The sequence below is a fragment of the Nocardia arthritidis genome (assembly GCF_011801145.1).
GTDB lineage: Bacteria > Actinomycetota > Actinomycetes > Mycobacteriales > Mycobacteriaceae > Nocardia > Nocardia arthritidis_A.
On record NZ_CP046172.1, the window covers coordinates 3,915,408 to 3,934,258 of the forward strand.

The 18,851-nt window shown below is 66.1% G+C and carries 15 protein-coding genes and 1 pseudogene; 8 read left to right on the plus strand and 8 right to left on the minus strand.

Annotation, left to right across the window (positions count from 1 at the left end):
* Positions 1-101 precede the first annotated feature (101 nt).
* The 3 genes from F5544_RS17635 (at position 102) to F5544_RS17645 (ending at position 2,606) form a co-directional block, all read left to right on the plus strand.
* Positions 102-914, plus strand: coding sequence for an AraC family transcriptional regulator (locus F5544_RS17635; RefSeq protein ID WP_167474201.1), 813 nt, complete (start codon positions 102-104; stop codon positions 912-914).
* Between the two features lie 50 nt (positions 915-964).
* A complete protein-coding gene (locus F5544_RS17640) occupies positions 965-2,323 on the plus strand; it encodes a pyridoxal phosphate-dependent decarboxylase family protein (RefSeq protein WP_167474202.1) in 1,359 nt (452 codons plus the stop codon).
* 70 nt (positions 2,324-2,393) lie between these two features.
* A complete protein-coding gene (locus F5544_RS17645) occupies positions 2,394-2,606 on the plus strand; it encodes a hypothetical protein (protein WP_167474203.1) in 213 nt (70 codons plus the stop codon).
* A gap of 10 nt (positions 2,607-2,616) precedes the next feature.
* Here F5544_RS17645 and F5544_RS17650 read toward each other — a convergent pair whose 3' ends face one another.
* Positions 2,617-3,666 (minus strand): YeiH family protein, encoded by a 1,050-nt coding sequence (locus F5544_RS17650; protein ID WP_428847148.1) that lies wholly within the window; start codon positions 3,664-3,666, stop codon positions 2,617-2,619.
* Positions 3,667-3,764: 98 nt separating this feature from the next.
* Here F5544_RS17650 and F5544_RS17655 point away from each other — a divergent pair, with 98 nt between their 5' ends.
* Complete coding sequence (locus F5544_RS17655; RefSeq protein ID WP_167474205.1) at positions 3,765-4,655, plus strand: LysR family transcriptional regulator; 891 nt, start codon at positions 3,765-3,767, stop codon at positions 4,653-4,655.
* Between the two features lie 14 nt (positions 4,656-4,669).
* Here F5544_RS17655 and F5544_RS17660 read toward each other — a convergent pair whose 3' ends face one another.
* From F5544_RS17660 to F5544_RS17670, 3 genes are all read right to left on the minus strand, one after another.
* Positions 4,670-5,227, minus strand: a complete 558-nt coding sequence (locus F5544_RS17660) for a hypothetical protein (protein WP_167474206.1) — start codon at positions 5,225-5,227, stop codon at positions 4,670-4,672.
* Positions 5,224-5,811 carry a hypothetical protein gene (locus F5544_RS17665; protein ID WP_167474207.1) on the minus strand — a complete coding sequence of 196 codons (588 nt, stop codon included), beginning with the start codon at positions 5,809-5,811 and terminating at the stop codon, positions 5,224-5,226. The genes F5544_RS17660 and F5544_RS17665 overlap by 4 nt, the downstream gene beginning before the upstream one ends.
* A gap of 272 nt (positions 5,812-6,083) precedes the next feature.
* A complete protein-coding gene (locus F5544_RS17670; RefSeq protein ID WP_167474208.1) occupies positions 6,084-6,416 on the minus strand; it encodes a hypothetical protein in 333 nt (110 codons plus the stop codon).
* 268 nt (positions 6,417-6,684) lie between these two features.
* Between F5544_RS17670 and F5544_RS17675 the strand changes: the two genes are divergently transcribed.
* Both F5544_RS17675 and F5544_RS17680 read left to right on the plus strand, forming a co-directional pair.
* The gene (locus F5544_RS17675) at positions 6,685-7,533 is read left to right on the plus strand and encodes a PhzF family phenazine biosynthesis protein (protein WP_238847300.1); all 849 of its coding nucleotides are present in this window, start codon (positions 6,685-6,687) and stop codon (positions 7,531-7,533) included.
* A gap of 19 nt (positions 7,534-7,552) precedes the next feature.
* On the plus strand, positions 7,553-7,921 hold the full coding sequence (locus F5544_RS17680; protein ID WP_174867348.1) for a hypothetical protein: 369 nt from the start codon (positions 7,553-7,555) through the stop codon (positions 7,919-7,921).
* A gap of 185 nt (positions 7,922-8,106) precedes the next feature.
* Here the strand turns inward: F5544_RS17680 and F5544_RS17685 are convergent, their stop codons facing one another.
* The gene (locus F5544_RS17685) at positions 8,107-9,522 is read right to left on the minus strand and encodes a threonine/serine ThrE exporter family protein (RefSeq protein WP_238847464.1); all 1,416 of its coding nucleotides are present in this window, start codon (positions 9,520-9,522) and stop codon (positions 8,107-8,109) included.
* Between the two features lie 143 nt (positions 9,523-9,665).
* Positions 9,666-11,012: a family 1 glycosylhydrolase gene (locus F5544_RS17690; RefSeq protein WP_167474210.1), complete on the minus strand. Its 1,347-nt coding sequence runs from the start codon at positions 11,010-11,012 to the stop codon at positions 9,666-9,668.
* Between the two features lie 409 nt (positions 11,013-11,421).
* On the opposite strand from F5544_RS17690, the gene F5544_RS17695 reads away from it, so the two are divergent.
* Positions 11,422-13,029, plus strand: coding sequence for a peptide ABC transporter substrate-binding protein (locus tag F5544_RS17695; protein ID WP_238847301.1), 1,608 nt, complete (start codon positions 11,422-11,424; stop codon positions 13,027-13,029).
* A 76-nt stretch (positions 13,030-13,105) separates the two neighbouring features.
* Here F5544_RS17695 and F5544_RS17700 read toward each other — a convergent pair.
* Both F5544_RS17700 and F5544_RS17705 read right to left on the minus strand, forming a co-directional pair.
* Positions 13,106-16,580, minus strand: a pseudogene (locus F5544_RS17700) (DNA-directed RNA polymerase subunit beta).
* Positions 16,581-16,940: 360 nt separating this feature from the next.
* Positions 16,941-17,726 carry an NAD(P)H-dependent oxidoreductase gene (locus tag F5544_RS17705; protein ID WP_167474212.1) on the minus strand — a complete coding sequence of 262 codons (786 nt, stop codon included), beginning with the start codon at positions 17,724-17,726 and terminating at the stop codon, positions 16,941-16,943.
* Positions 17,727-17,864: 138 nt separating this feature from the next.
* Here F5544_RS17705 and F5544_RS17710 point away from each other — a divergent pair, with 138 nt between their 5' ends.
* Positions 17,865-18,698, plus strand: coding sequence for a helix-turn-helix transcriptional regulator (locus F5544_RS17710; RefSeq protein WP_167474213.1), 834 nt, complete (start codon positions 17,865-17,867; stop codon positions 18,696-18,698).
* Positions 18,699-18,851 lie beyond the last annotated feature (153 nt).

An 18,851-nucleotide genomic window follows, 5' to 3' on the forward strand; every position in this document is an offset into this window, starting at 1 on the left:
GAAAGATCAATTATCCGAATGATCATGCCGTCAACCGGTTCCCGGCGCACGCCCTCGGTCTCGGGGTCCCGGCAGGCGGATGGCCGAGGGATCATGAAACCGTGGCAGAACAGGTCAGGTACTGGCGGCATCCGGCCGTCGCCGACGTCGATCTGGTGGTGGCCCGGTACCGGCGGCACGAATTCACCAGGCACAGTCACGAGGCATTCGCCATCGGGCTGAACGAGATAAACGGCGAGCGCCTCGGCATCCGCGGTGACAACGAGGTGGTGCGGCCCGGCGGACTCATCCTGATCAACCCGGGGCAGGTGCACACCGGGCGGCCCGCGACGCCGGGCGAATGGGGTTATCGCGCAATATATCCGAGCCCGGCCCTGGTCGGCGCGGTGGCACGGGAACTGTCGACCGGCGCGGCGGAGTTCCGGCGGTCCGTAGTGTATGACGACCTGTGCGCCAACGGTATTCGCGTCGCGCACCGGGCCGCCGAACGCGGTGACCGGCTCGCCGCGAGTTCGGCGCTGCACGCCGCGCTCGGCCTGCTGCTCACCCGGCACGGCGATCGGCGACCGCGGCCGGTGCGCACCGCGGGCCGCCGCGATGTCGCGCTGGCCCGGGCCATGTTGCACGAGCGGATGGCCGCACCGCCGACCCTGGATGAGCTGGCCGAGCACGCCGGAACCGGAAAGTTCGCGCTGCTGCGGGCATTTCACGCGGAGTTGGGACTTCCGCCGTTCGCATACCTCAACCAACTGCGGGTGCGCCGGGTGCGCGAACTGCTCGCGGCCGGTACCCCGCTCGCGGCCGCGGCGGCCGAAACCGGATTCGTGGACCAGGCGCACATGTCGAGGCATTTCCGCCGCATCGTCGGAATGCCGCCGGGTATCTATCGGGCGCAGACGGGCGGAGCTCGCTGACCGCAATCACGTACAAGAATCGCCGACCGGTCGCGTTCTACCGTCGCGGAATGACGGAATTCCCACTGGAGCCCGATGCCGAGGCCATTCGTGAAATGGGCATGCGCGCAATAGATTTCGTAGCGGAACAGGTCGAGAAATGGCCGCGGACGCCGGTGTGGCGCCCGGGGGCGACGAATCCGCTGCTCGCGCCGCCGCCGGAGCTGCCGGGCGAGCTGGACAAGCTGTTGTCGATGGTCGGCGATGCCGCCGATCGCGGACTGAACACCGCGTCCGCGGGCTATCTGGCGTACTTTCCGGCCGGCGGGCTGATCAGCGCCGCGATCGGCGAGATGGTCGCCATGTCGCTCAACCGCTTCACCGGATTCGCCGCGCTCGCACCGGAACTCGTCGCCATCGAGCACAGCGTCATCGCCTGGCTGTGTCGCCTGTTCGGGCTGCCGGAAGGGGCCGGCGGGTTGATAACCACCGGCGGATCGCTGGCGACGCTGGCCGCCGTCGTCGCGGCGCGCGAACGCGGCGGCGGCCCGGATTCGGTGCTCTACGTAGGCGAATACGCGCACCACTGCATCGCGAAGGCGGCGCGGCTGTGCGGACTGCCGGACGACCGGATCCGGATCGTGCCGTCCACCGCGGAACTGCGGATGGATGCCGGGCGGGCCGCGGAGATGATCGCCGCCGATCGGGCGCGTGGGCTACGACCGTTCCTGCTCGCCGCGGCGGCGGGCAGTACGAGTACCGGATTGATCGACCCGCTCGACGAACTCGGCGAATTGGCCGAACGCGAGGGGCTGTGGTTCCACGTCGACGGCGCGTACGGTGCGCCGTTCCAGCTCACCGAGCGCGGGCGGGCGCTGCTGACCGGCATCGAGCGGGCGGATTCGATCGTGCTCGATCCGCACAAGAGCTTGTTCCTCCCGTACGGGACCGGGGTGGTGCTGGTGCGCTCGGAAAGCGCACTGCGGGCAGCCCATTCGGGAGACGGCAGCTATCTGCACGATATCGAACGGTGCGCCGGTCTGCCCGACTACGCCGACATCGGCCCCGAATTATCAAGGGAGTGGCGAGGTTTGCGGTTGTGGCTGCCGCTGCACCTGCACGGGATCGGCGCGTTCCGCCGAGCGCTCACCGAAAAGCTCGAACTCGCGGAATTCGCCCATCGCGAGCTGATGCGGATACCGCGACTGGAGGTGCCGTGGGCGCCGGATCTGACCGTCGTCGGATTCCGGCACCGCGACGGCACGGCGGCGAGCAGGCAACTGCTGGAACGGATCAACGGCGCCGGACGGTACTTCCTGTCCAGCACCGAGGTGGCGGGCGCCTACACCGTTCGCATGTGCCCGTTGAGCGTGCGCACCCATGCGGAGCAGATGGAGGAGGTGATCCGGGCGATCGCGGCGGCGGTGTGAACAGCTATCGTCCGGTATCGATCGCGCGCAGCGGCCCGTATATTGCGCCGGAACGTGATATGAACTCCGAATGTCGGAGGACCCGGATGTGGCGCAGGCCCGTGTGCTATTGGACGCCCTTGCCGCACAGATCATCTCGCTGACGCGCGCGGTCGACGTCGCCGAGCGGAATCGGCGGCCGGACGAAGCCCGCGCGCTACGCGTCGACCTGCACAACGTCCGGCGCTATATCGAGCGCATACACCAGCGCTTTCCGGAAACGGTTGAGCCGCGCCACGATTAGCTCGAGCTGATCAGCCCGCGAGCAGCGCACCGCCGAGTGCGACGGCGGCGATCCAGCCGGTGCTCGCGGCGGCGAGCACAATCGGGCGCGGCCCGACCTTGGCGAGCGCGGTGAGCCGGACCCCCGCGCCGATGGCGAACATGGCGGCGGTGAGCAGCGCGGTTTGCAGCAGTTTCGCCGGTCCGAGCACCCCGGCGGGCACGATGCCGGTGGTGCGCAGCGCGGCGCAGCCGAGGAAGGCGAGCACGAAAAGCGGCATCAGCGGAACATTTTTCGCGGCGGCCCGGTCGGGGCTGGTGCGCCGCACCTGCCAGCCGACGATCGCGAGCACCGGGGCGAGCAGCACGACCCTGGCCAGCTTCACCACCACCCCGACGGTGAGCGCCGCACCGCCGATCGCGCCGCCCGCCGCGACCACCTGGGCCACCTCGTGGATGGCGCCGCCGGCCCAGATGCCGCCGGTGTGCTGATCGAGTCCGAAAGTATCAGCCAACAAGGGGATTACGCCGATCATCACGGTGCCGAAGACGACTACCAGTGCCAGCGCGGTCAACAGCTCCTCATCCTCGGCGTCGATCACGCCGTCCACCGCTGCGGCCGCCGCGGCGCCGCAGATGGAGAAGCCGCAGGCGATCAGCAGCCGCTGGCTCCAGCTGATGCCGAGAAACCGGCCGAGCCACATGGTGAATCCGATACCCGATCCGACGATCGCGACGACGACGATGATGGCCACCGGGCCGAGTCCGAGAATATCGCTGAAGGTCAGCTGCAAGCCGAGCAGCGCGACTCCCGAACGCAATAGTCTGCGGCCGGAGAATTGCAGGCCCGGCTGTAAACGCTGCGGCAGCGCAACGACATTCGCCAGCACCGCACCGAGCACGATCGCGACCAGCAGGGGGCTCAGCGCGGGCAGATAGTGGTTGATCGTCAGCACGATCGCCATGACCGCGCAGGCGAGGCCCAGTCCCGGTGCCGCGGCACGCAATTCGGCGACCCGGCGATTGGTCCATGATGTCTTGCCCGGCAGGGTTTTTCGATTGCCGGTCGCTTCGGTTGTCACCCCATCACGGTGCGGGGTGCGGATCGGCGGCGGTAGAGCCGATCCGGCTATCACCTCATATCCCGGTGATATGAGCTCCGACCCCATATGATCGGGACATGTCGAGGCCCGATCTGGTGCTGTTGGAGTTGCTGGTGGCCGTCGACGAGCAGGGCAGCCTCGGTGCCGCGAGCCGGAATGTCGGTATGGCACAACCGAATGCGAGCCGCGCGCTGCGGCAGTGGGAGCGCAGGCTCGGATTGCAACTCGTCGAACGCAGCCCGCGCGGCTCCCGGCTGACCCCGGCGGGCACCGTGGTGGCGCACTGGGCGCGGGAGGTACTCGCCGACCTGGACCGGCTGGTCGACGCGGCGCACGCACTGCGCGCCGACCGGGCGGCCGAACTCACCATCGCCGCCAGCCTGACCGTCGCGGAATGCCTGCTCCCCGCTTGGCTCGGCGAATTCCGCAGGCAGCGACCGGATATCCAGATTCACCTGCAGGTCAAGAATTCACAACAGGTGTTCGAGGAACTGTTCGCCGGCGAATGCGACCTCGGATTCGTCGAATGCCCCACCGTGCCGCCACGGCTGCACAGCGTCGCGGTGGCGCGCGACAGCCTGGTGGTCGTGGTGGCGCCGCGGCATCCGTGGGCGCGGCGCAAACGCCCGCTCGCCACCGCCGAACTCGCCGCGACCCCGCTGCTGGTCCGCGAGCCCGGCTCGGGTACCCGCGACACACTGGATCTCGCGCTCGCCGAATATCCGCGTGCCGAACCGCTTTTGGAACTCGGCAGCGCCGCCGCGATCCGGGCCAGCGTGCTCGGCGGTGTCGGCCCGGCCGTGCTCAGCACCCTCGTCGTCGCCGACCAGCTCGCGCGCGGCGAGCTGTGCCCGGTGCGCGTCACCGAACTCGACCTGCACCGCACGCTGCGGGCCGTCTGGCGGGCGCCGCGCGAACTCGGCGGCGCCGCAGGGGAATTGCTCGCGGCGGTGGTCGGCCGAGGGTGAACCGGCCGAATAGCTCAGGTCGACAGCAGCTGTTGGAAGAACACGCGATATTCGCGGAACCTGGTGCGCAGCGCCTCCGTATCGCCCGCGCCGCTCGACCATTCGTCGGACATGCGCTTGTGCCGATCGGCATAGGAGGCGGTGAGCTGATCGATTGTCGCGCCGACCAGTTCGTGCGCCTGCTCGACCGCGGCGCGTGGATCGTCGACGAAGGCGATCTGCAGTTCGCGCCAGCGGTCGCGCAGCCGCTCCCGGTCGGCCGCGACGAACAGTGGCTCGATCGGTTCCTGCCCCGAATTCGATTGCGCGGCAAGCCGATCGGACTCCGAGAGCGGTTGCGGACCTGAGGATTCGCTTGCGATACCGGCCTCACGCATATCGTGTACCGCCGATTCGGTGGATGTGTCGGTATCGGACGTGCTCGGGCCGGATTGTGGTGCTGTCGTCTTCGCCTGCGGCGCTTCATGCTCGGCTTGACGGTGTACTGCGGCAAGCTTCGGGTCGCGGCCTGCGGCATGCTGGCCGGTCTCGGCATCGTCGCGTTCGGTCGCGTCCGTTGTTCGTTCGTTCATGGCAGCACGTCCTTCTTGTGGTTTTCGGATCCCGTCGCGTGCTTGTCACCGCGCTGCGCGTCGTGCGAATTCCCGTCCAGCAGTTCGGCGAACAGCGCGCGATAGTGCACCAGTGCGGTCCGCATATCCTCGGTCGAGGCGCCGTCGTGCCGGAGGGCGATGGCGTGCGCGTTGCGGTAGTTGTCCAGTACCCCGCCGTGCTCGACCGAGAGGTCCGCCACCTGCTGATCGTAATCCGTTGTGGGATAGCCGCGTTCGGCCATCACCTCGGTGACGAGCCGATCCGCGGCGTGTACCGCCTCGTCGGGGTTGTCGATGAATTGCTCCTGCACGCCTGCCCATTCGTCGGCGAAGTGCCGCTTGCGTTCGGCGGGCAGCTCCCGCAGCTCCAATTGCGAATGCCTGCGCTCCCGGTCCTTCAGCTCGCGTTCGGCCGACCGACGGTCCGCATGGTCGGCCACGGCCCGGTCGTATTCCGCACCGAACCGCCTGCGTAGTCGCTGCCGTTGGATCAGCGGCCAGCACAGCACTACGGCGACCGCCAGGATCAGCACTACCACTACGATCACCCACACAACAGCCACCTCATCCTCCTTCGACGAGACCGCCCCTCCAGAACCGGTAGTGCCTCGCGGGCAGGAACTCAAACCTTCGGCGGCGAGCTTTCAATTCCCCTTCCGAACAGCGGAATTCGATCTTGGGCGACAGCCGTTTCGGATCGGTCGGGCCGCGGTGTCGCGGTCTGGGCTCACCTCGGCGGCCCGCTTGGGCTTTCGTCCGGTCGGCACCTTTGAATGGTTCGATGCCGAGCAGACCCTGTGCGTGGCCGGGCTGCACTCGTTCAAAGGCGAAATGCTCAGAAGTCCGCGACTTCGCTCATGATTTCGAGTGTGCCGCTGCGGCTGAATCGCCTGCGGCGCAGGAATACATAGATCGGCCACGCGATGCCGAAGAGAAGCAGGGCGGAACCGATGGCGATATCGATGCTGACCCACTCGGGGGTAGGCGGGTCGATCGAGGCCCGGTGCACGGGTTGGCCGTTCGATCGGCAATCGACGGTATAGGTGCCCGACTTCGGCACGGCGAACGTGCCGATAGTGGTCGTCTTACTGTGTTTTCCGGATGTGCTTGGGGAACGGTGAATTCGCGATCGAAGGGCGGCTGCCCGGCCGGTGGCCGGAATGCGCACATGATGTGGTCACCGGTGCTGACGGAACCGCTGAGCTGGTACGAGGCGTCCGCATCCAGTAGCACCGGCCGCCCGAGCTCATGCGGATGCACGAACACCACTGAAACGAGCAGGATGATCAAACAGACGCCGGCGCCCAATAGCGCCGGCGGCGACAGCAGATACCACAGTGCGCTCATTCGCTTGCGGCGCAACCCATCACGACGAGCCATCTCGCCCCCCATTCCGGTCGAATCGGCTCAGCGTAACCGCAGCTATGTCCGGATGCATGCCTGGGCAGGGTGTTTCGATCGGCTCGGTGGTCTCTTGCCGCGATGTCGCGGCGTTACGCTTGGCCATGCGCTTCTGGTTGGTGGATGCCTTTACCGATTCCGCGTTCGCCGGTAATTCCGCAGGTGTCGTCTTACTGGACGCTCCGGCAGATGATGCGTGGATGCAGGCGGTGGCCGCCGAGTTCAAACATTCGGATACCGCTTTCGTACATGGTGATCGGCTTCGGTGGTTCACTCCGGCGAAGGAAGTGGATCTCTGTGGGCATGCCACGCTGGCGGCCGCGCACGTGCTCGGTGGCGAGCACGTGTTCCGGACTCGCAGCGGCCCGCTGGTCTGCCGGGCCGAGAACGGCTGGGTGCACATGGACTTCCCGGCCGACCCGCCCGAACCGGCGACGGTGCCCGTCGAGCGAGCCCTGCCCGGTGTGGCGGTCGAATTCGTCGGCCGAGGTGTATCCGATGTGATCGTGGCGGTGGCCGATGCGGCCGAAGTCCGTGCCGTGCAACCTGATCTGGCTGTTGTATCCACGTGGGACGCACGCGGTCTGGTCGTCACCGCACCCGGTGATCGACCGGGCATCGATATGGTGAGCCGAGCCTTCTACCCGGCGTTCGGTTTACCGGAGGATCCGGTCACCGGCTCGGCGCACTGCACGCTGGCCCCATATTGGGCGGCCCGGCTCGGCCGGAACGAACTGGTCGGCGAACAGGCATCGGAGCGCGGCGGCATCGTACGCATGCACCTGCGTGGCGACCGGGTAGACCTGGCAGGTCAGGCGGTGATAGTGGCCTCGGGTGAGCTCACCGCCGTAACGACCCGAGGTCGAAATCCGATGATCGGATGACCTATTGGGAGGATTTCACATGAGAAAACCGACAATCGCCGCCGCACGGGTCGCGGTCGGGGCCGTATCGGTGCTGGGCTTTGCCGCGGTAATCGGTTCGGGGACAGCCGAAGCCGCACCACAGGACTGTGTCGTCACGCGAGACCTGTTCGGCGCGACAGCGACATGTCACGACACCGACGCGCCTGCTGGCAGGGAGTACGCCCTGATCGTCGAATGCGTTGGCCTGCACGGTATTCCGAACGCCTTTCCGCTCATGGCAATCGGTCCCTACGAGGGTTCATGGAGTGGTTCCTTCGCCCCGACCGGTCAGGGCACGGCCTCGTGTTTGGGGCCCACCAGTATTGGGACAGCCACCAACGCTTACGTAGCGATCTACCGCAACTGATCGGATCGCGGTTGCGATAACCATCAGGTCGTCGCGGGAAGGGACGCACCGCCGCGCAGTCGGTTCAGCCCGGCGACGAACTCGCTGAGCAGTCGGTTCGCCGAGCCGGATACGAACAGGTGCTCCAAGTCCGCCCGGGCGACCTGACCCTACCGGCCACGCGGCCGACATCCGGAAGCCGCGAATCACACTGTGCCGGAACGACGGGAGAAGATGGGGCGGCGAGTTGTGCCGTCGGTGCGCAGGATTCGGGGTCTGCGGACGGTGCGGTCGAACCATTCGCCGAGGGTTACGCCCGCGGCGAGGGCGCAGCCGACGCCGAAGGCGGCGAGCAGTTGGTTGGCTCCGAGGATGAGTTGATCGTTGAGCAGCGCGTACAGGCCGCGATACACCTTGAGGCCCGGTAGCAGCGGGGTGATTCCGGCGACGGCGACGACCAGCGGGGGAGTGAGCGCGCGCCGCGCGAGCAGACCGCCGGCCAGGCCGATCATCGTCGCGGCGACCCCGGAGGACACCACCGGGCCGAATCCGGCGTCCTGCACCAGCAGATAGCAGATGGTGCCCGCCGCGCCGCCGAATGCGGCCGCCGCGAGCGCTCGCCGCTCGGCGTAGCAGGCGAGCGCGAACATGAACGCCGCCACCGCACCCGCGACCACCTTGAGCACCAGGTCGGTGCTGTCCCGGCCCGGATTCATATTGATCGCGGGCACGGTGGCGCCGGTGATCTCGCCGACCCGCAGCGCGCAGGCGATGCCCGCGATGATGCCGCCGGTCATGATCATCACCTCCAGCATGCGCGCCGACGCGGTGATCGGCGCGCCGGTTATCGCGTCCTGCACCGCGCCGAACAGCTGTAAACCGCTGAGCAGCACGGTGATTCCGGCGGCGATGATCAGGGTGGCGTCCACCTTGATGCCCAGTGGTTCGGCCAGCGTGGACAGCACGATCGCCGGTGTCGCCGCGATCGCGCCGCCGACCATGTGCTGGAAGAAGAACGGCAGCCCGTACCGGTTGAGCACCCGGTTGGTGCGGTCGATGGCGGCGGTCGCGACGAAGCTGACCGCCGCGACGATCAGATCGCCGCCGAGCAGCGCCGCGATGGCGGCGGCCAGCAACGACCACGCCAGCGTCGCGGCCCAGCGCGGATACGGGTGGGCCGCGGCCACGATGGCGTCGAGCGTGGCGCGGGCCTCCTCCGGCGGCGGCAGTTCCCGGCGGATGCGGCGGGTGAGCCGGTCGGCCGCGGCCAATCGGGTGAAATCGAGCGCCCGATGGTGCACGACGCGCATGGTGCTCGCGGGCGGCAGCAGCGGCCCGCGGTCGGCCCAGATGCGAATCGCGTCGTAGGTGACATCGATGTGGCACTGCGACAGCCCGTACGTCTCGGCGATAAACCTGACCTGAGCGGTCGTATCGATCACGCTGGTGCCGGACGCCAACACCACCTCACCGACCCGCACGGCCAGCTCGAGCACCTCCGCGACCCTGGCGTCGTCGGTGAGATCGATCGGCTGCAGCGGCGCGGGCGCGGTGACGACCCGGTCGATGATGGCGTGCCGGTCGCCCGCCAATTTGTCCAGAACCGGGCTGAGCAGCGGGATCCGCAGCGCGAGGCGGCGCCGCGGCCCGCGTCGCACATCGGTGTCCAGTACGGCCCTGTCATCGAAGGCTGCATCACTCGCCATGATCGCGAAGGTAGTCACCATCCGCCGGGTCGCGCATCCGCAAAACGCGATTGCGGTGGCTACACCCCCGGAAGTGTGATCGGATCGTCGCAGCTGGACGGCGGATCGATCTGGGAGCAGCCGGCCGGCGGGCGGGTCGGCAGATAGTTTCCGGGCACGCCGCCGCTCCTGGTGATCTCGCTGTAGGCTCCGACGGCGTCGGTCGGGCGGCGCAACAGGATCGGATCGCTGCGGACATCCACCGTGTAGAGGCCGAAACGCGGTGTGTAGGAACCCCATTCGTAGTTGTCGGTGATGCTCCAGTAGTTGTAGCCGATCACCGGGATGCCATCCATGCGTGCGCGCTGCAACCAGTACACGACATCGCGCAGGTAGTCGGCGCGGTCGTAGCCGTCCGGACGCGGCAGCCCGTTCTCGGTGGCCATGCCGTTCTCGACGACGTAGAGGCTCTTGCCGGGGAAGATTCGCTGATAGCGCCGCAGCGCGTAGTAGATTCCCTCGCTCGCCAGCGGCAACTCCCACAGTTGCAGCGTGTCGCTGCCCGCGGCGGAGCGGGCGACGGCCCTGGGGTCGGCGACCGCGTCGAAGTAGTAGTCCACCCCGACGTAATCGAGCCGGTCCCGGATCCGGTTCACCCACGGCCCGTTGACCTGCTCGTCGGCCTTCGCGACGAATCCGACATTGCTGGTGACCATGGCACCCGGCTGCACGCCGTGGATGTAGTCGTAGATTCCGTTGTGCGCCTGCGCCATTCGGTCCGCGATCGCGTTGAACACCCGGTCGCGGTCGGCTCCGGGCACGCCGGTGTTGTTCAGCTCCTGCACGATATAGGCGACCGGCTCGTTGATGGTGACCCACAACGGATTCCGGTTCGCGTACCGGTCGACCACCCGGCGCATGCCGGTGAGCCACCGCTGCACCATTCGGTCGTCCTGCCAGCCGCCGTCACCGGACACCCAACCCGGATACACCCAGTGGTCCAGCGTCAGCATCGGCCGCATGCCCGCGGCCGTGATCGCGCCGATGAGGGCGTCGTAGAACAGGAATGCGCCCTCGTCCCACCCGTCCGGACGCGGTTGCACCCGAGCCCATTCGATGCTGACGCGGTACACCTTGACGCCGAGTGCGGCCGCGCGGGCGATGTCCTCGAGGAAACGGTGATAGCTGTCAACGGAATTCAGATAGGGCTCGTATCCCGACCGGGCAATATAGCGCGTCCAGTTGCTATCCGGGGCCGAACCCTCGGTCTGGAATCCGGAAGCCGCGACGCCCCAAAGGAAATCGGGTCCCAGCGATGCGACCGGCCCGGGCGCTTGGGCGTGGGCCTGCGCGGGCGTTGCCGCCCCGGCGAGCACGGCCAGCGCGGCGGCCATGGCAATCGAACACAGACGAACAGACGAGCGCATAGAACTCCGATCCGAAAGGCCAATCAGAACAAGGGTTTCGGCACCACCACACATCCGCATGGCCTTCGGAGCGGCCGCATGCCCGGATGGGATCGCCGGACCAACTGGGGATCTTCCGTTGCCGTACCTCCGTGCGTCGACGGGACCGGCCGCGAGCACGCGGCACGCCGCATTCGGTCAGTGATACCACGGCCCCGCGGGCTTTTCCGGGTGAACCGGATGCGCGATGATCACGATTCCGGCGTGGTCGCGGGCGGGGCGGGACCGCCGGTCGCCGGATTGGTCGGTCGATCCGATCACACTGGACGTTCTGATTGATTACTGTCCGAGGGAATCACAAGTGGACCGTCCCGGTGCGGGCACCCCGCGCCGGGCGGTTCGAACTCTGCTTTGTCGATCGGAGAACCCGTTGAGGCTCGACAGAATCGCCGCGCTGGGCGCCGCGGTGTTGCTGACCGCAGGACTGGCGCTGACCGCCTGCTCGTCCAGCAGCAGCGACGACACGGGCGTCGTGCGAACCAATCTCGGCGAACCACAGAATCCGCTGCTACCCGCCAACCAGAACGACAACAACGGCAGCCGCATCGTCGACCGGTTGTTCGCGGGCCTGAAGTACTACGACGCGAATGGCAAGGCCTACAACGAGGTGGCCCAGTCGATCGAGACGAACGATCGCATCCACTACAAGATCACCCTGAAGCCGGACTGGAAATTCACCGACGGCACCCCGGTGACCGCGAAATCATTCGTCGACGCCTGGAACTACGCGGCGCTCGGCACCAACGCCCAGATTCAGGGCTACGTGTTCAGCTCGATCGTCGGCTACGACGATGTGAGCGTGAAAGATCCGAAGGTGCAGACGATGTCGGGTCTGCAAGTGGTGGACGACCACACCTTCACCGTCGCGCTGAAGAGTCCGTCGATCGATTTCGAGGCCGAGCTGGCGTACGCGCCGTTCTATCCGCTGCCCGCGGTGGCCTTCAAGGATCTGAAGGCGTTCGGCGAGAACCCGATCGGCAACGGGCCGTACAAGTTCGCGCGCAACGGCGCCTGGCAGCACAACGTACAGGTCGACCTGGTGCCGAACCCGGACTACAAGGGCAGCAGGCCCGCGAAGAACAAGGGTCTGCGGATGGTGATGTACCAGTCCCTCGACACCGCGTACGCGGATCTGCAGGCGGGCAACCTGGATACCCTCGACACCATTCCGGATAGCGCGCTGGCCACCTATAAGAAGGACCTCGGCGACCGCGCCATCACCAAACCCACCGCGCAGAATTCGCATGTCGGCGTGCAACCGACGATGGCGCATTTCGGTGGACAGGAGGGCGTGCTGCGCCGCAAGGCGATCTCGATGGCGGTGGACCGGAAGCTGATCGCCGACAAGATCTTCCATGACCTCCGTGTCCCGGCGCGCGACTTCACCGCGAGGACGCTGCCGGGCTTCAACTCGGACCTGCCCGGGGCCGATGTGCTGAATTACAACCCGGACGAAGCCAAGAAGGTGTGGGCGCAGGCCGACGCGATCTCCCCGTGGTCGGGCCAGTTCCAGATCGCGTACAACTCCGACGGCGGCCATCAGGCCTGGGTCGACGCCGTGTGCAACAGCATCAAGAACACCCTAGGTATCGACGCCGCCGGCGCACCGTATCCGACCTTCAAGGACATGCGGTCGGCGATCACGAACAAGACGATCGGCAAGGGGTTCCGCTACGGCTGGCAGGGCGACTATCCGACGATGCTGGAGTTCCTGACCTCGAACTACTACAGCACCGCCGGATACAACAACACCAACTACGACAATCCCGAATTCGACCATCTGATCGACCAGGCACTGGCCGCCCCGACCCAGGCGGAGTCGGACAAACTGGTCGGCCAAGCCCAAACCCTTTTGCTCCGTGACCTTCCCAGCATCCCGCTGTTCGATTACATTGCGGCAGGGGGCCGTTCGGACAAGGTGAAGAAGGCGGAACTCAACTGGGCTGGACAGTTCGATTTCGAAAACATCGAGAAGTAGGAAGGTCTCGCCGGTCCGCCGGGTCGTGGGCGTACCCCAATTCGGGTACGCCCACGGCTGTTGGCCCTGTGCGGACCTAGTTCATCAAATCGTCGACGGTTGCGGCTTCGTTGCGGGAGAGGTTGATTCCCAGGTTGGCTGCCGCGCGTTCGAGGTCTTCGTCTTCGCCTTCGCGTAGTTCGATGGCGGCGCCGTCGGAGGAGAGTACTTCGACGTTGAGGCACAGGGATTGCAGCTCTTTGAGCAGGACCTTGAACGATTCGGGGATGCCGGGTTCGGGGATGTTCTCGCCCTTGACGATGGCTTCGTAGACCTTGACCCGTCCGACGACGTCGTCGGATTTGATGGTGAGCAGCTCTTGCAGGGTGTAGGCGGCGCCGTAGGCCTGCATGGCCCAGCACTCCATTTCCCCGAACCTTTGGCCACCGAACTGGGCCTTACCACCGAGCGGCTGCTGGGTGATCATCGAGTACGGGCCGGTGGAGCGGGCGTGGATCTTGTCATCGACCAGGTGGTGCAGTTTCAGGATGTACATGTAGCCGACCGCCACCGGGTACGGGAACGGTTCACCCGAACGCCCGTCGAACAACTGGGCTTTGCCGTTGGCGTCGACCATGCGTTCCCCGTCCCGGTTGGGCAGGGTCGACCCCAACAGGCCGGTCAACTCTTCTTCGCGGGCGCCGTCGAACACCGGGGTCGCGATATTCGAATCCGCGGGGGCGGCCAGCATTTCCTCGGGCAGGGCCTTGGCCCAGTCCGGGCGGCCCGACCCGTCGGCGTCGACGTCCCATCCGGCCTTGCCGATCCACCCGAGGTGGGTTTCCAGGATCTGGCCGATGTTCATACGCCGCGGCACACCGTGGGTGTTCAAGATGATGTCGACCGGGGTGCCGTCGGGCAGGAACGGCATGTCCTCGGTGGGCAGGATCTTGCCGATGACACCCTTGTTGCCGTGGCGGCCGGCGAGTTTGTCACCGTCCTGGATCTTCCGCTTCTGGGCGACGTAGACGCGCACGAGTTCGTTGACGCCGGGGGGCAGGTCGTCATCGTCGTCGCGGGAGAACACCCGGATCCCGATGACCTTGCCGGACTCGCCGTGGGGCACCTTCAGCGAGGTGTCGCGGACCTCGCGGGCCTTCTCCCCGAAGATCGCCCGCAACAGGCGTTCTTCCGGGGTGAGTTCGGTTTCACCCTTCGGGGTGACCTTCCCGACCAGGATGTCGCCGTCGCGGACCTCGGCGCCGATCCGCACGATGCCGCGCTCGTCGAGGTCGGCGAGGACCTCGTCGGAGACGTTGGGATGTCGCGGGTGATTTCCTCGGCACCGAGTTTGGTGTCGCGGGCGTCGATCTCGTGTTCCTCGATATGAATCGAGGTCAACACATCCTCTTCCACCAGACGCTGGGACAGGATGATGGCGTCTTCGTAGTTGTGGCCCTCCCACGGCATGATCGCCACCAGCAGGTTCTTACCCAACGCCATTTCACCGTTCTCGGTGCACGGCCCATCCGCGAGGACCTGCCCGGCCTCCACGCGTTGGCCCTCGTCCACGATCGGACGCTGGTTCGAGCACGTGCCCTGATTGGACCGGTTGAACTTGCGCATCCGATAGGACTTGCGGGTGCCGTCATCGGCCATCACCGTGACGTAGTCGGCCGAAACCTCCTCCACCACACCGGACTTCTCGTTCACCACCACATCACCGGCATCGACCGCGGCCCGCAACTCCATCCCGGTACCCACCAACGGGGCCTCCGACCGAATCAACGGCACCGCCTGACGCTGCATATTCGCACCCATCAGCGCACGGTTCGCGTCATCATGCTCGAGGAACGGAATCATCGCCGTCGCCACCGACACCATCTGACGCGGCGACACATCCATATAGTCGACCTCCGACGCGTCGACCACCTCGACTTCCGCGCCCGCGCGCCGAACGGTGATGCGCGCGTTGCGGAATCGGCCGTCGGCGTCGAGCGGTTCGTCGGCCTGGGCGACGACGTGCCGGTCCTCGATATCGGCGGTGAGATAGTCGATCTCGTCGGTGACCTTGCCGCCCAACACTTTTCGATAGGGCGTCTCGATGAACCCGAACGGGTTCACCCGGGCGAACACCGAAAGGTACCCGATGAGACCGATATTCGGGCCTTCCGGCGTCTCGATCGGGCACATGCGGCCGTAGTGGGTGTAGTGCACATCCCGCACCTCCAGCGCCGCGCGTTCGCGGGTGAGGCCGCCCGCGCCGAGCGCCGAGAGGCGGCGCTTATTCGTCAGACCCGACAGCGGATTGTTCTGATCCAGGAACACCGACAGTTGCGAGGTTCCGAAGAACTCCTTGATCGCGGCGACCACCGGGCGGATGTTGATCAGGGTCTGCGGCGTGATCGCCTCGACATCCTGGGTCGTCATCCGCTCCCGGACCACCCGTTCCATGCGGCCCAGACCGACTCGGATCTGATTCTGGATGAGCTCGCCGACGGTGCGCACGCGGCGGTTGCCGAAGTGGTCGATATCGTCGATCTCGACCGGAACCTCGATACCGCCCGGCACGGTCATGGTTCGGTCGCCCCGGCGCAGGCGCAGCAGGTACTCGACGATCGTGCCGACATCCTCTTTGGTGAGCGCCGTCGTCACCCGATCGTCTTGCGGCACACCGAGTTTCTTGTTGATCTTGTAGCGGCCGACGCGGGCCAGGTCGTAACGCTTCTCCTTGAAGAACAGGTTCTCCAACAGCGTCTGCGCCGACTCCTTGGTCGGCGGCTCACCCGGACGCAACTTCCGGTAGATATCCAGCAGCGCCTCGTCCTGACCGGCGGTGTTGTCCTTCTCCAAGGTCGACATCATGATCTCGGAGAAACCGAACCGCTCGACGATCTCCTCGGTCGTCCAACCCAGCGCCTTCAACAACACCGTCACCGGCTGCCGACGCTTACGGTCGATACGCACACCCACGGTGTCACGCTTGTCGACGTCGAACTCCAGCCACGCACCACGCGACGGAATCACCCGCACACTGTGCAGATCCTTCTCGGTGCCCTTGTCGACCGAGTGATCGAAATACACACCCGGCGAACGCACCAACTGCGACACCACAACACGCTCGTGCCATTGATGATGAACGTGCCCTTATCGGTCATCATCGGGAAATCCCCCATGAACACCGTCTGGGACTTGATCTCACCAGTGTTGTTGTTGATGAACTCCGCGGTCACGAACAACGGCGCCGCGTAGGTCATGTCCTTGTCTTTGCACTCATCGATCGAGGCCTTCACCTCTTCGAAGCGCGGATCCGAGAAGGACAACGACATGGAACCGGAGAAGTCCTCGATCGGCGAAAGCTCCTCGAGCACCTCCTCGAGTCCACCGACTAGGCCGACGTCACCACGAGCGGCCCGCCACTCCGGTGCGCCGATCAACCAGGCGAACGATTCCGTCTGCACCGCAAGCAGATTCGGAATGGCCATGGGCTCGGCGATTTTCGCGAAGGAGACCCGCCTCGGGGCTCCGGGTACCCCGTCCCTGGATTCGGTTCGAGAGCTAGTTGCCACCATGCGTCCTTCCACCCCGTGCACCGGCGTATGCCCGGCGCCCACCGACTATGCGTAGATCAATTCCGTACCGCCCGCGGAACTCGATGACGACGACCCGATTCCGGGACGAATTCAATGGGGTCGTGAATCGAGGTTTGGGCAGGCGGCGGCCAACGCTCAGCCGAAATTACACCCATATTCGGTGGATGTCGAGAGGTGATGGGAAATAAAATTCCGGAATCCGAACCGGTTGCTACTACAATAATGACATTCGGGCCCTTCGATAGTCAAGTATTCGGCTTCGAAGTTTCGGATATATCTCATTTCCGTGGGTCGGCGAGAAAAACTCTATTTTTCGGCGAGTCGGTGTGTTATGGTTATTTATGAGGGGGAATTCACGTGCAGTCCGAAACCTGAGCGTCCCGCGGGCTCCAGCCCCGCCTTCAAGTGCAGCGATGGGATCTCGTAGTCGCCGAAGTTCTGGCGGCGGAACGCGATCGGCTCGGTCGAGTCCAGGGTGAGCAGGCGCTGTTCCCAGGCTTTGGCGATCTCGGGAAAATCGTCATCGGTGGTTCGGTCCGTGCCGTACAGCACGAACGGCGGCAGCGCCTCGATGCCCGGGTAGAAGAGGATCCCATGGTGGATCGGGAACAGCAGGTCGTCGATCGGGCCGTTGATTCCGCGCTCGGCATAGTGCGGCCGCGGGCCGCCGACGGTCACCGACAGCAGCGCCCGCCTGCCCGCGAGCGTCCCCTCACCGTAACGCTCCCCGTACTTGACATCGCTGTGCTCGCCGACGCCGTACGCGAAGTGAGAGGTGAAAACCCGGTCGACCCAACCCTTGAGGATCGCGGGCATCGTGTACCACCACAGCGGGAACTGGAAGATGATCGTGTCCGCCCACAGCAGCTTCTCCTGTTCGGCGCGGATATCGGGGGTGAGGGTTCCGGTGTCGAAGGCCCGCCCCGAATCCGCGACGACCTTCAACGGGCTCGAAGCGGACGGGCCGAAATCCCCGGCGTCCGCGACCGCCTTCCAGCGCATCTCGTACAGATCGCTGACTCGCACCTCGTGCCCGGCCTGCTCCAGCGTGGCCACCGCCAGATCCTTCAGCGAACCGTTGAGCGAGCGCGGCTCCGGATGTGCGTAGACGATCAGCGTTTTCATGTGAACTCCTTCGAATCGGATGCCTTCGATCCTGCGCATCCGGGCGGCCGTTGTTCAGGGACGGCGCTTCCGTCGGATTCGACTTCCTGGTAACGACAGGGCCACCCTCGTCGCCGCGGCCCGCGCGATACTTGGCCGATGGACGATCTCGCGGGCTTCCTACGCACCCGCCGCGCCCGGGTGGACCCGGCGGCGGCGGGCATTCCGGTCGACAGCCGCCGCCGGGTCGAAGGGCTGCGCCGCGAAGAGGTCGCGCACCTGTCCGGGGTGAGCGTCGACTACTACGTCCGCCTCGAACAAGGCCGTGCCACACAGCCTTCGGAGCAGGTGCTCGACGCGCTCGCACGGGTCCTCGGGCTCGACGACATCGAGCGCGGACACCTGTACCGACTGGCCCGGCAGCGGCGCCGGAAGGCGAAATCGCCCAGCGGGCGGCTGCGCCCGGAACTGGCGCGGGTCCTGGGCCTGATCACCGACGCACCCGCGTTCATCGTCAACCACCGCCTCGACGTCCTCGCGGGAAACCGCCTCGGCGAGTTGCTGTACGGCAGGCCGTTGCAGGGCTTCAACACGGCTCGGCACATCTTCCTGGAGGAAACCGAACGCGGCCTGTACGCCGACTGGGAACGGTGCACCCGCGACGGGGTCGGGCATCTGCGGCTGGCGGCGGGCAAGTACCCCGATGATCCGCGTCTGGCCTCGTTGATCGGGGAGCTGGCGATGGGCAGCGAACGCTTCCGTCGCCTGTGGGCCCGCGCGGACGTCTGCGCGCGGACCTACGGCCGCAAGGCCTACCGACACCCACTGGTCGGGAAACTCGAACTGCACCAAGAGAATTTCGCGCTGCCGGATGAATCGGGGATGGAGTTGCTCGTGCAGTCCGCGGCTCCCGGCAGCCCATCCGCGGACGGTCTGCGACTCCTGGCCGGGCTGGACGCCGATGCGCGACAGTCCGAAAGTTCTTTTCGCTGAACGTCTTTCGTGGATCGGCGGCTTCGGTTCGCCCGGACTTCGTCGGTGACGTCGACGCTGTTATGGTTGGTTCCGCGCAGGACGCGCGTTGTGACCGGAACGAAGGAGCTGATGAATATGGCCGTCACGGGCTTTATTCAGCATGTCCTCGTC

What these genes read in the sequence shown, in the direction of transcription:
- F5544_RS17690 (WP_167474210.1), bottom strand. Translation starts at nt 11,012, where the DNA reads ATGCGCTCGTCTGTTCGTCTGTGTTCGATTGCCATGGCCGCCGCGCTG.
- F5544_RS17705 (WP_167474212.1), bottom strand. Translation starts at nt 17,726, where the DNA reads ATGAAAACGCTGATCGTCTACGCACATCCGGAGCCGCGCTCGCTCAAC.
- F5544_RS17640 (WP_167474202.1), top strand. Translation starts at nt 965, where the DNA reads ATGACGGAATTCCCACTGGAGCCCGATGCCGAGGCCATTCGTGAAATG.
- F5544_RS17710 (WP_167474213.1), top strand. Translation starts at nt 17,865, where the DNA reads ATGGACGATCTCGCGGGCTTCCTACGCACCCGCCGCGCCCGGGTGGAC.
- F5544_RS17680 (WP_174867348.1), top strand. Translation starts at nt 7,553, where the DNA reads ATGAGAAAACCGACAATCGCCGCCGCACGGGTCGCGGTCGGGGCCGTA.
- F5544_RS17645 (WP_167474203.1), top strand. Translation starts at nt 2,394, where the DNA reads ATGTCGGAGGACCCGGATGTGGCGCAGGCCCGTGTGCTATTGGACGCC.
- F5544_RS17655 (WP_167474205.1), top strand. Translation starts at nt 3,765, where the DNA reads ATGTCGAGGCCCGATCTGGTGCTGTTGGAGTTGCTGGTGGCCGTCGAC.
- F5544_RS17675 (WP_238847300.1), top strand. Translation starts at nt 6,685, where the DNA reads ATGCCTGGGCAGGGTGTTTCGATCGGCTCGGTGGTCTCTTGCCGCGAT.
- F5544_RS17660 (WP_167474206.1), bottom strand. Translation starts at nt 5,227, where the DNA reads ATGAACGAACGAACAACGGACGCGACCGAACGCGACGATGCCGAGACC.